The sequence below is a fragment of the Streptomyces sp. NPDC046881 genome (assembly GCF_040645015.1).
GTDB lineage: Bacteria > Actinomycetota > Actinomycetes > Streptomycetales > Streptomycetaceae > Streptomyces.
This window is the reverse complement of the sequence record NZ_JBEYXJ010000074.1, coordinates 1-12,063: the sequence shown is the minus strand read 5'-3', so window position 1 is coordinate 12,063 and position 12,063 is coordinate 1. Positions and strand designations below refer to the sequence as shown.

General features: G+C 68.8%; 7 protein-coding genes and 4 pseudogenes. 6 read left to right on the top strand and 5 right to left on the bottom strand.

The genetic code is table 11. The annotated features are described in order from the left end of the window. Window positions 1-608: 608 nt before the first annotated feature. Window positions 609-905 carry a hypothetical protein gene (locus tag ABZ923_RS28440; protein WP_361476852.1) on the bottom strand — a complete coding sequence of 99 codons (297 nt, stop codon included), beginning with the start codon at window positions 903-905 and terminating at the stop codon, window positions 609-611. 88 nt (window positions 906-993) lie between these two features. Between ABZ923_RS28440 and ABZ923_RS28435 the strand changes: the two are divergent. Then, window positions 994-1,367, top strand: a pseudogene (locus ABZ923_RS28435) (transposase family protein); the annotation flags it as partial. 760 nt (window positions 1,368-2,127) lie between these two features. Here the strand turns inward: ABZ923_RS28435 and ABZ923_RS28430 are convergent. Continuing rightward, window positions 2,128-2,955 (bottom strand): class I SAM-dependent methyltransferase, encoded by an 828-nt coding sequence (locus ABZ923_RS28430; protein ID WP_361476850.1) that lies wholly within the window; start codon window positions 2,953-2,955, stop codon window positions 2,128-2,130. A gap of 612 nt (window positions 2,956-3,567) precedes the next feature. Between ABZ923_RS28430 and ABZ923_RS28425 the strand changes: the two genes are divergently transcribed. Next, window positions 3,568-4,176 (top strand): MarR family transcriptional regulator, encoded by a 609-nt coding sequence (locus ABZ923_RS28425; RefSeq protein ID WP_361476848.1) that lies wholly within the window; start codon window positions 3,568-3,570, stop codon window positions 4,174-4,176. Continuing rightward, a complete protein-coding gene (locus ABZ923_RS28420) occupies window positions 4,173-4,550 on the top strand; it encodes a hypothetical protein (RefSeq protein ID WP_361476846.1) in 378 nt (125 codons plus the stop codon). The genes ABZ923_RS28425 and ABZ923_RS28420 overlap by 4 nt, the downstream gene beginning before the upstream one ends. Before the next feature lie 231 nt (window positions 4,551-4,781). On the opposite strand, the pseudogene ABZ923_RS28415 reads toward ABZ923_RS28420, so the two are convergent. Then, a pseudogene (locus tag ABZ923_RS28415) lies at window positions 4,782-5,009 on the bottom strand (hypothetical protein); the annotation flags it as partial. A 1,799-nt stretch (window positions 5,010-6,808) separates the two neighbouring features. On the opposite strand from ABZ923_RS28415, the gene ABZ923_RS28410 reads away from it, so the two are divergent. Together ABZ923_RS28410 and ABZ923_RS28405 are read left to right on the top strand one after the other, a co-directional pair. Beyond that, window positions 6,809-7,174: a gas vesicle structural protein GvpA gene (locus ABZ923_RS28410; RefSeq protein ID WP_361476844.1), complete on the top strand. Its 366-nt coding sequence runs from the start codon at window positions 6,809-6,811 to the stop codon at window positions 7,172-7,174. Between the two features lie 460 nt (window positions 7,175-7,634). Beyond that, window positions 7,635-8,004, top strand: a pseudogene (locus tag ABZ923_RS28405) (WhiB family transcriptional regulator). Between the two features lie 713 nt (window positions 8,005-8,717). Here the strand turns inward: ABZ923_RS28405 and ABZ923_RS28400 are convergent. Next, a pseudogene (locus ABZ923_RS28400) lies at window positions 8,718-8,876 on the bottom strand (IS110 family transposase); the annotation flags it as partial. 166 nt (window positions 8,877-9,042) lie between these two features. Here ABZ923_RS28400 and ABZ923_RS28395 point away from each other — a divergent pair. Next, on the top strand, window positions 9,043-10,479 hold the full coding sequence (locus tag ABZ923_RS28395; protein ID WP_361476842.1) for a hypothetical protein: 1,437 nt from the start codon (window positions 9,043-9,045) through the stop codon (window positions 10,477-10,479). Window positions 10,480-10,593: 114 nt separating this feature from the next. Here ABZ923_RS28395 and ABZ923_RS28390 read toward each other — a convergent pair whose 3' ends face one another. After that, window positions 10,594-11,823 carry an IS701 family transposase gene (locus ABZ923_RS28390; protein WP_361476840.1) on the bottom strand — a complete coding sequence of 410 codons (1,230 nt, stop codon included), beginning with the start codon at window positions 11,821-11,823 and terminating at the stop codon, window positions 10,594-10,596. Between the last annotated feature and the right edge of the window lie 240 nt (window positions 11,824-12,063).

Here is a 12,063-nt window from a genome sequence, read left to right as displayed (position 1 = left end):
CGGTCGCGCAGAAGCTTTACCAAGCCCGCGACGTCCGCGAACGTGCGTCCATGGATGATCACGCCCTTCGTGATCGGAATGATTGGATCCTCACCCTGCCAGGCCTCGGAGGGCACGTGGTGCAGCGTCGTAAGGAAGTCGGCAAGCCGTTCGTGCTCTGTGGCGCCATCCATGCCGATCTCGTAGAGAGAACGCGTCACCAACTCGGGGTCTGTCGGCGAGAGGGCCGCGAGCACCTGGGCCATCTCTCCGGGATCCCGCCGAAACCCGCTGCAGCAGTTCGTCCGCTTCGTCGGAGCGGTCAGCCGCATCCGACTCGTTGACCATCCAGGCCAGGCGGTCAGGTGAGGGCCATTCACCACTGTCGTCGGGGACCACCAGTTCGGCGCCCGCCCCGGAGCTGACCGCACGCTGCCAGATTTCCTGAATGCACTGGACCTCCGCATCAATCTGGGCACGCCGGGCAGTGTCCCAGGTGAGGTACTGGTGGAGGAGCGCTTCCAATTTGATGCGGACGGCGCGGGGCCGCAGTTTCGCGACGCTCGCGGGCGGGGCGGGCAGGTCGTCGGTGGCGGTCTTGCGGACTCCGGCGTTCTCGGCGGTGGTGGTCACGTCGGCCGGGGGGTGCAGGACAGGATGTCGCAGAACGCGGCCATGATCTGCAACGACAGGCGCTCCGGGGTGGCGGAAACCAGGCGGGTGTTCATGTCGACGATCGTCGCGATCGACAACCGGATCGTGTCGTGCCCGATACCCTCGCGGCGAAGGCGGGAGACATAGGGGACGAGGTCGACCTCGGTGGTGCGCGGGCCCGGCCGGCGCCCTCGGGCCGCGCACCAGTTGGCGAACGCCTTGAAGCGGGACTCGTACGTCTCCCGGATGTTCTCCCGGCCCGCGTTGGCCAAGTCCTACAGCCCCCAGCAGAAAGAGACTTCCGACCGACATCGGCCACAGGCTCGTACTCGTCCGGTCCACTCCACCCTGCAGCGAGAACTCCCGGTGGTCACCGATCCCCATGGCGAGGTGCTATGGCTGACCCCGGCCCTGCCGGGGCGTTGCCACGACCTCACCGCGGTCCGTGCCCACCGGATCATCAGGGTCTGCGAGCGCCAAGGGGTGCCGATCCTGGCCGACCGCGCTTACATCCGTGCCGGCGCATGGGTGACCACACCGGCCAGACGGTCCGCGGGGGCGAACTGTCACTCACTCAACAGACCATCAACCTGGCCCTGTCGAGGGCGCGGGCTCCGGTCGAGGGTGGAATCGCCCGCCTGAAGTCCTGGCGCATTGTCCGCAGAGCGCGGTGCAGCCCGAATCGAATGACGTCAATCGCCGCAGCGGTCCTCACCCCGGAGCGGCAACGTTGAAAGACCTCACTAACGGCGTCGCGCATCCCGGCACCCTGCAGGGACACCGCCCACTCCGACGTGCACTGGGCGAACCTCAACGCGTCGCCCCTGCGGCTTTTGGACTGGGAGGGCCGGGGCCGCGCGCCCTGGAGCGAGCTGAGTGAGTACGCGGTCCTGCCGATCCGACACGCGGCGCCCTGGTTACTGTGTCGAGAAGAGCCGTGCCCTGCGTGCCCAGTTCCTGCCCCGGACGTTTCCACGCCGGCGTGACGCCGCGTCTCACGGCTGCTGAGCCCAGCCCCTGCCGCGCTTGCGCAAGTGATCGCCGCCTGGTGCGGCTAGCTCGCCCGCAGCGCGTTCCCCTACGGCTGTTTCAACACGGCCGTGTCCTGCGAACTGGACGGCTGGCTGAGTGAGTCCGGGGGTCTCGCTCGTTGCGCTTGTCGGATGTCACCTGATCGGGGCCCGGCTCGAAGAAGCTCATGTCTCGAAGGCGGGTGCAGGTGGACTGCCCTTTCGTGGACGACAGCGAGAAGACAAGCGGTGGGAAGCGAGAGAGAAGCCGCACGGAAAGGGCTGGGGCGCGCCTCCGGGCGGCGGGAACAGCACCTCGGGTACAGCAGGTGCAACGTTGCTCACGAGGTGGTGTGGGGGAGCTGACGCGCGGGTCGGAAAGTGACGGGCCGTTCAGCCGACGGAGAAGGAACCGGCACCGGCGCCCCGAACGGGGGCAAGCACGCGTGCTGCTCGCACTGTATAGCTGCCGGCGGAAGGAGGCTCAACGAACGGCCAGCAGGCCGTACAACAGGGGGATCCGCGGCTCGGGCAGCCGCCACCAGCCAGAGTCCGTACGGACCATTCGCGGCCAGCGCGGCCAAGGAAGCTCGTCGCTCTCCCGCAGTCGCCGGATGCTCATTCCCGCATCCGTCAACGCGTTCACGACCTCTCCTATTCCGTGCATCCACTCGTAACTGTCCGTGGCGCCCTCGACGGCCGGGCCGTCGGTGTAGGTGTAGGTGGCATCCCGGTGCACCGGACCGGAGCCCCCCAGGTAGTCGTGGCGCAGCAGCAGCTCCGGTCCCTCACCCGGGCCGGGTTTCGGGCCGAGCGCGTTGAGCAGCGGGTGGAACTCCACGACGTACAACCGCCCGCCCGGTCGCAGAAGCCTGGCCACGACATCCGCCCACCGATCGAGGTCTGGCAGATAGCACAGGGCGCCCTTGCCGGTGTAGACGACGTCGAACCGCCGGCCCTCGAGCGCCGCCACGGCGTCGTACACGTTGGCCTGGACGTAGGTGACGTCGAGGCCCGACTTCGCAGCGAGGTCGCGCGCGGCTGTCACGGACGCCGCCGAGAAGTCCAGGCCGACCGCCCGGGCTCCACGCCGGGCGAGGGCGAGTGTCTCCGTGCCGAGGTGGCACTGGAGGTGCAGCACATCCCGGCCGGACAACTCGCCGAGGTCCTCCCACTCGAACGCGGCGAACCAGCGCTCCGGATGCAGGTCCTCGTCCAGGCCGTAGAACCGGCTGGTGACGTGGACCGGAGTGCGGGCGTCCCAGTTCGCCTGGTTGGCGCGCATCAGCCGGGCGTGCTCGGCGAAGGTCATGAGGACATCCAACCGCGCCCCGGCCGCGCGCTGGGGAGGAAAACCGGAAAAGTGCCGTGCCGGGTGTCGATGCGGCCGGTTCCCGTTCGTCAATGAGGTGTAGGCGGGAGCGGCCGTGGCGGCGGCGCAGCGCCTCGCGGACGGAGGTGACGCCCCGCTCGTCGGCCCGCCCGATAGGGCTGGGGGCACGAATGGTGCGGTGGTCGAGTAACCCCACAGGCCCTGTTTGCGGTAGGCCAGGCGCATGCGTGGTGCGCGACACCGGTCCGAAGCGCAGGGCGGTTGGCTCCTGGGCCTTGGGCTGCTCCGGCTCGGTGAGCGTGTGCCGCTCGGGGGCGCATTGCGGCCGCGCGGCCTCTTCGCTGAGGGACCCGCCGGGCAGCCGGCATTCGGCGGGAGCGGTTTCGAACGGGCCTCCACTGCGGGGCCGCCCTGCAGTGCATCGGCTCCCATGTTGTCGGTGGGCCCGGGGCCCGGTACGCGGGGACAGCACAACGATCTCCAGCGCATGCCCGGCTTCGACCTCCGCGTTTCGCAGGTCCTTGCCCCGGTGTCGCCCTGTGCAGCTGTTGCCTGCGAAGGGCCGCGGCGGGGGCGCGTCCCTGGGGTGCCTTGACCGCGCTCGATCAAGTCGTGTACTACTTCATTATGAAGGACGTAAGTAATTCCGGATCGCTGGCCCATGACCCGGGCGGGTTGCTCTATGACCCTCAAGTACGCAACGCCATGGTGGAGTTCGCAGCCGGGGGCGACAGTCTGCGTCTGGAGGCGGCAGCCGCGGCGCGCGCCGCGCACAGGTCCGTCGAGCGGCTTCGCACCCGTGGATCGGAAGGCCGTGGTCTCAGCGCAGGAGCCAGCGATGCCCTGATCCGGCTGCGCACACTCGGTGAAGCCGGTGCGAATCTCGGCGACCTCGCCCGTTCCGCGGGTATGACTGCCCGCAATGCCACCGGTCTGGTCGACACACTCGAACGCGAAGGGCTGGTCCGGCGCGATCCCGACCCCGGTGATCGGCGGTCCGTCCTCGTGCGGATCACCCCGGCCGGCCTGGCATGGCTGGAGGAGTTCCGGACACCGACACAGCGGGCGATGGCGGCATTGTTCCACGGATTCACCGACACGGAACTGCACCAGCTCCGCCACCTGTGCCTACGGCTTGTTCACAACCAGCAGCGCATCGCCGCCCACCTCGCTGCCACCGAAGGGTACGACCCCTCATGACGACGGCCACGACACGCACCACCGTCCGCGCCTACCACCGGGCCCGGTTCCAGGGCGACATCCCTGCCGCCGCCCGAACCCTCGGCGAATCCTTCCACTTCCAGAGCCCCCTGGTGACCTCAGACAGCACGCACCAGCACCTGGGGGGCCTGGAGGCGTTCCTGGGAATCGTGACCGGCGTCGATCTGGTCAGCGAACTGTACAGCGAGAGCGAAGCGACCTTGATCTACGACGTCCACACCTCGGTCCCGGCCATCGGCACTCAACGCACAGCCGAGCACTTCCACCTCACCGACGGCCGGATCGACACCATCCGGCTGATCTTCGACGCCACCCCCTGGCATGCGGTCATGCAGGCCGCCGACCTGTCCTGATATCACGGTCGACAAGTCCGTGCTCCGACACCGCCGCCACTTCACACACCTGGGCCGAGCACCGGTCGATCGTGGTACGCGCCCTCGTCTGGCTCACCGGGTGCCGGCGCCTGCGCCGTCGCTACGAGCGCAAGCCCGACCACTTCCTGGCCTTTTCCGCGCTCGGAGCCGCTCTTGTCTGCTGCCACGGATCGCCCGACTGAACCGGATCCCTGCACAGCCCTGGCCACACTGCAGGGCGGGGACGGTGAAGGCCACCGCGTGGGCGCAGCAGAAGCCGTACGCGCCGAAGGAGGAGACGGTCTCCCGCACCTCGTCGATCACGCCCTTGGTGTAGCCGCGCTCGCCGGCCGTGCGACGGAACCAGGCCTCGACCTTGGGCAGCCGGTCGCCGTCGGCCAGGGCGCGGCGGGCGGCGTCGCCGGCGGCACGGTCATAACCGGTCATCGCGGTGAGGATGCCTCGCCGAAACCGGACTCACTGTGACGACGTCACGGCAACAACGTCAGTAGTACGCGTCATCGGTCGCTGCTGAGCGGCGTCGGACGCCCAGGAAAGGCCCATCGCCACGGCGCCCCTTCAGGGGCCGATTCCTCGGTCACAAGCGAGTCCGGCTACCGCCCGCAACAGTAAAGCAGTCACAAAATATGCATGAACGGGCGCAATCAGACATAAAGCGCAATAAAGTGGGCATCACCCCGGCGTCAGGAGAATCAATGACCTACGGAACGATGACCGCCCCCGAACCCAACCCACGCGCCAACGCCGCTTTGGCTGCAGGCTGTGAGGTGTGCAACGGCTGGGGAAGCGTGATCACTTCCCATGGGCGGCACGAACTGTGCCGGGCCTGCCAGTCCCCCACCGAAAACGAGTGCCACGACAGCAGCTGATATCAGAGGGGTTCTCTTGGTGGTCGGGATGATCTCCGACCGCCTTACATCTGCCGCGGCAGCTTTCCAAGTCTGTTGGTGGTCCAGCAGCCGGCATCCCGGCACGTTCACCTGGGTTCATACCCGTCCGCCTGTTCAGCGGAAGTCAACGGCAGGACTCGTCTGGACGGTGGTGACCGTCGCTGAATGAGACGGAAACTGAGACGGACGACCGCGGGCTGACCAGGCCATTCGGATTCCTAGCCGCAGGCGCATCCGGCCGCTGCCGGGGTCTCCTCGGTGGCCTGGCTGGTGCAGCATCCGTCGCCGGTGGCGTTGGGGTAGGCGCGCTTTCCGGTGATCACGCGGTCGTGGCGTCGGATCAGTTCTGCCAGCCGTGCGTGGGCTGTCTCGCCTGACGTCTCACCGCGGCCTCCGTGACGCCGGTCCTGTGCCGAACGATCGCCTGGTCGCCGGCGGCCTCCATCGCCCGGGCGAGTCGAGCCCTGATCCTCTTGAGGTTGCGCGGCTCCCACCACCGGGACCTTCCCTCGAAGCACGCCGAGGTGGCCGCCATGAGTTCGACCAGCGCGGCGTCAAGGGGCCGGGGGGTGACGGGGCTGCCGGAACAAGCGGCGCAGGAACCTCTGTCAGGCGTTGATCCAGCGGCCCGACTGCAGTCCCAGGACCGCGCCGGTAATCACTGACGCGGCGATGATCACGCGCTGGTTCCTGGACGCGACAGCACGGCGGCGATCACCGACCAGGAAGCCGCCTCGCCGGCCGTGACGGTGGCGAGCACCATGCCCGGTACGAACCAGCATGCGACTTGTGGATGCGCCGACCCGTCACAGCACGCCTCGGAGGCCGAGGCGGCGGAAGAGCGAGATGACCGCGCGCAAGGTGTTCCGGGTGATGCCGAGGGTGCTGAGGCAGACAGCGGCCCAGGTCGCTGCGGGAAAGAGCTACCAGGGAGCGCCGGCGGGCCCCCGGGGGGCGTCGAAAACAGCGCGGCCACGGTCCCGGCGGCGACCGAGACCGCTGCCATCGCGACTGCCGTGATCACCGTGGCCAGGTAGTTGGTGAGGAGTACAGGCTCACGGGGCAGCGGATGCGAAATCAGACGTGTAGCGCAGTCATCCGCAGTTCACGGCGCTCACGGTCATCGAGATCGGGGAACGCCCGGGTGTACCGGTGGGTTCGTGACGCGATGCCCCGTAACGGCATTGCCTTGCGGGTGAGCATTTCACTCCCCCGGCGCCTCGGCGACGCGCCGACCGCACAAGTGTTTGGCCTCACTGCAGGGGGTCAGACGTACCTGGCAGCCGTCGTCGCGGCCGGTGCGACGTCGACGGGATCGTGCGCGATCGATGACAAGGGGTGGTCGTGATGACCGTGGCGCGGCAGGGCGGTGGCGGTTCCAGTGGCCTCTACGACGTCCTGGAACTCATCCTCGACCGGGGGCTGGTGATCGACGCCTTCATCCGGGTGTCCCTCGTGGGCATCGAAATACTCAAGATCGACATTCGTATCGTGGTCGCCAGCGTCGACACGTACCTGCGGTTCGCCGAGGCGTGCAACCGTCTGGACCTGGAATCGGGCCCCCGGAAGCCCGCCGGGCTCACCGAGCTCCCGGAGAAGATGAAGGGGGCCAGCTCCCGTGGTGCGGCCAAGGGTGTCCTCTCCGGAGCCGCGGAGGCGATGTCGGAGGCATTCCAGCAGGCGCGGGAAGAGGGCCAGGCACAGCGACGGTAGTGACGTCACCGGCGAGCCGGTCCGGCCGGCCGGGCGTGGCCGCAGCGGGGTCGGCGGTGGCCCTGCGGGCAGGTCGGCCAGCCCGGCGGGGTTGCCCCGGACGCTTCCGTGTGCCTCCTCCGCTGTCCGCGCCACCGACTTCCTTCACCGTCAGCGCTCTCGGCGCCGTCGCCAGAAGTCGCGGGCGCTTGCCGACTGGTCCCACATGCTGAAAGGTGGCCGCCGCGGGCACCGCGAGTGCCCCAGCAGACTCCGCCGCCGCCTCGGATTCCTCCAGCCTGGGCGGCGATGCCGACGGCAGGCCGTTCGACGGCTTCGGAGCACGCAGTGGTCATCCGGTAGCGCCAAGTAGCGGCGAGGCACGGGCATGTCGGCACGCCGCACTGTGTGACAGCGAAAAGACGGGTCGACCTGCAGGCCGTCGGCGCCGTTCTGCTCGCGGTCCTGATCGGTTCTCGCACTGAGTCTGCCCGGGGGAGGGGCGGACCGGACCGGGGAGGGGACGGCATCGGTGGGGTCGGGGACGAACCGGATACCTGGAGCGGCCTGCCGGACCAGGGATCCGCATGAGCTGTTCGTCGAGGGTGCGGCCCAGAACAACGCCAAGGCCATCTGTACCGGCTGCCCCGTGTGCACGGAGTGCCTGGCCCACGCCCTCGATCACCGGATCGAGCATGAGATCTGGGGCGGCATGACTGAGCGCGAACGGCGGGCCCTGCTGCGACGGTGTCCTCTGGTCCACTTCCTGGCGCCGGCTGCTCGAGGCCGCCGGATCGGAATACGACCGCCTCGGCCGCCCCGATGAAGCACGGGCCTGGGACACCGGATGACCTCGCGCTCATGCCGCCGTGGCCGTAGCCGGGCCGTCCTTCGTGAGCAATGCCGAGGGTGCACTCGCCGATCAGGCCGCCGTCGGCGGGCGCGACCCGCATCGGTGGGGCGAGCGGGTTGCCGGCTCCGGTGAGGGGGCTGTAAATCCGCGTGCCGCTGGGGGATTCGTCGACTTCGGGGGATCTTGCCCCTCGCGCGTCGGCGCCCCGCGAGCTGTCCGGTGCGGGTGTGGAGGCCGTCCGCCATTCGGTGGAGGGCCGTGGGGGAGGCGGCGGTGCGGACGGTGGCGTCCACCAAGGCACGCAGTTCGTCGCCGAGGCGGGTGATGGCAGCCTTCTGGTCTTCCGGCTCCGCGGTGCCGGTGGCCGTGCGGTTTGTGAGGGAGTCGCCGGCCGGGCGGGGACCGCAGTCGCGAGAAGAGCCGCAACAGCAAGTACGACGGAGGCAATCCCGGCGCTGTCGCGGTGTTCAGGCGGGGCCAGCGGCCGGTGCCGCTGGCGCCGGGCCCCGATCTGCTCCAGCGCGGAGTTCAGCCAGGCACGCCGGTCGGCAGCCGCAGGCCGGTGTGATGCGCCCAGTGCCACGATGCGCCGCTCGAACCCGTCGGCCCCACGGTCTCCGGCTACGAACTTTGCGATCGACCGCGCCGGAAGGACCTGGCTGTTGGACAGCACGATGACCGTTCTCGCCGTACTGCGGCCCGTGTCGGTAGAAGCCTGCGGCGGAAGCGGTTGGGGCGGCACATGTTGCCGCTGACACGGCCGGAGTCGCGTGGAGCGGGTGTCCGGTCGGCGGTACCGAAAGGCGTCAGGTCACCGCCGGTGGCAGCGATGAGCTCAGCACCGAGCTGCGGCCCCGTGTCGGGCAGGCTGCGAGCTGTCACGGAGTTCAGCGGGGACACGGTCGTGGACGCGGCCGGTACCGTCACCCGGTCCGTGTTCTGTGGGTGCGGGACGACGTCACTGCGGCAGACGAGCCATCGGGCGCCTATGCTGCACCGAGCATCTCAAGATCATCTGCACGAAACTCAAGGGGACATGAACAAGTACACAGTGACGGCCGTCGGCCTCGTCCTTACCCTCGGGCTGGCCACGGGCTGCGGTTCCTCCGACAGCGACGGTGACGGTAGCGGCTCCGCCTCCGGTCGGAAGGGCGGCAGCTCGGCCGGCCAGGGCGGTGCGACGGCAGAGGGACCCGCCTACAGCGGACCCGCGATACCCGGACTTGCCGCCCGCCCCGCGTGGAGTCTGCCGCCCGCTGACGCCATCGACCTCGGTGGCACCCTTCTGTTCGTCAAGGATGCCCAGGGCACGTACGCCAGCGGTCACGGGTACACGTGGGAGCCGGTCGACGGCTCGGTCGGAACCCTCCACTTCACCGACGACCCGGAACCGGCCACCCTGGAGTTCCGGGATGTGAAGACCGGACAGGTGCGCAAGACCCTGAAGGTGAAGACCGATCGCGTGGCCGCCACGACCTGGCACGACGGCGTCCCGGCGGTCGCAGTGTTCGCCGGTGCCACGACGGAGTCGGACGGTCTGAGCGAGGAGAAGACCACCACCGAGGTCACCGTCTACGGCGGTGACGGCACCCAACTGGGGAAGGCCACGATCGAGGGCGACGAGTTCGACCTCCACGAGGGGTACATCATCGAGCAGGAGGGTGACGAGAGCCTGGAGCTCACGCCCGTTGACGGCGGCGCCGCCCGCAAGGTCACCTGCACCGGACAGCTGGCGAGGTGCACCTTCGACCCGCGCAACAACGAGATCGACGGTGGCCAGGCCCACGCCCCCTTGATCACCGGCAAGTACGCCTTCCACGTGGAGAACGCATCCACCTACGAGGACGAGCCCGAACAACTCGTCATGACGGACCTCGCCACCGGCAAGAAGGCTTGGAGCACCGCAGACGTCACCCCGCCGGCGGGCGTGGAGCTGGACGAGGACGGGAAGCGCACCAGCGGTGCCCTCCGGGTCCTCGACGTGCGCGACGGCCGTGTCCTCACCGCCTGGGGCGCGGGCGCGTTCTCTCCCGACACCTGGGTGACGGCGACGTACGACATCACGAGCGGCAAACAGGTCGGCGGCTCCTCGAAGTACTCGTACGAGGACAACCCCACCGACACCGTCAACACCGAGGGCTCCTCCGTTTTCACACCCGACCACACCCTGGCCGCCGCGCACACGGAACAGGGCACCGCCGTCTGGCGGCCCGCCGACGGCAAGGAGGTCTGGACGCAGAAGGACGGCGAGAAGGCGATGAACCCGCTGCGCTTCTCCCCGAACGGCATCCTCTACGGCTCCACGAAGGAGGACGGCTTCAGCCCGAGCGTGTTCCTCGCAGTCGACGGCCGTACCAAGAAGGTCCTCGCCAAGAGCTTGCCGGAGGAGAACATCCCGCTCTTCTCGCAGCCGTCGGGATACGGCTACATCAGCACGGAGAAGGGCTTCTTCGTCTTCCCGGCCCAGGGCTAGTAGTGCTTCGTTAGGTTCTTCGTCTGCTGGTCGGCAGGGGTCGGCCGCAGGTGGTGCAGGTGCCGGTCCAGCACCTCAGCAGGTCCTGAAGGACGTCGAGGACCTGGTAGAGGGTCAGGCCGGCATCTGGGCTTTTGGGTCGAGGCGCCGGAGGGTGAGGAAGGCCTGGGCGGCGGTGACGAGGGTGACGTGGTGGTGCCAGCCGCGCCAGGTGCGGCCTTCGAAGTGGTCCAGGCCCAGGCCGTGCTTGAGCTCGCGGTAGTCGTGCTCGATCCGCCAGCGCATCTTCGCCCACCGCACCAGGTCGGCGACCGGGGTGGCGGCTGGCAGGTTGGTCATCCAGTAGCCGGTCGGCTCGTCGGCTTCTGCTGGCTGTTCGACCAGCAGGGTCCGCAAGGGCAGCACACCGTCCCACTGGCTGCGTCCTCCGGCTTGTTCCTGGGCGGTGCGGGAGGCTTCCTTGCTCGAGGGCCGCACTTGGAGCACGGCGAAGTGGGAGGTCATCGTGCCTTTGCTGCCCTGCCGCCAGGTGACCTGCTGAAAGACGGTGGCATCGTCGATGAGGCCGGGCAGCGGGCGGGGCGCCTGGCGGTAGCGGGGCAGGGTCGGTGGCCCCAGCCCGCCATAGGCCGGCTGATACGGCTCGGCGTCAGCGGGCCGCGCGATCTCTTTGGGATCGACGGCCACGACATATGACCAGCCGTGCTCTTCCAGCGCGAGCCGGAAAGAGACGCTGCGGCCATAGCCGGCATCGGCCACGATCAAGGGCACCTTCAGGCCCTGCCCGGCCAGCCGGTCCAGCAGCCCCAGAGCCAGGCGCGTCTTGGGCGCATGCCCGACCTCGTCGGGTATTCCGGCCCGCTGCCGCCGCCGGTCGTCGTGCACCCATTCCTCCGGCAGGAACAGCTCCCACTCCAGTGGGCATGATGCCGCGTCGGTGGCGGCGTGCACGCTGACCGCGACCTGGCAGTTCGCCCGCTTGCCCAACGCTCCGCAGTACTGGCGGGCCACCCCTGCCGAGGCGGTGCCGCACTTGGGGAACGACACATCGTCGACGACCCACACCTGCGGGCTGATCGCTTCGCACAACCGCTCGGCGATCCGCCGCCTGACCGGCAGTGGATCCCACGGCGACTGATTCACGAACTGCTGCAGGGCCTGCATGTTCCCATCCGGCAGCCGCTCGGCCATCGGCTGGATCGACTTGCGCCGGCCATCCAGCATCAGACCCCGCAGATAACACTCGCCCCACCGCCGCTGATCCCGCCGCGGCACCGAAGCGAACACATCGGCAACGAACTCCGATAACTCACCCCGGAGCCGTTCCACCTCCCCCAGCCTCATACCATCAAGCTGCCCACCACCAGGCAAGATCACCCAACGTAACGAAGCACTAGGCCGTTTCTTTCGGATCATCGGATCGTTGATCTGGTGTGTCGTTGACCGATGCCCAGTGGGCGCGTATCAGATCGGGCACAAGCGCCTGGTCAGTTGGGCCGTAGACGGCACATGGGAGGGGGTCCTCGCGGTTCTTCGTCTGCGGCTGCCTTCCCTGGGACAGCCGCAGTCGATGTCGACGGCGCA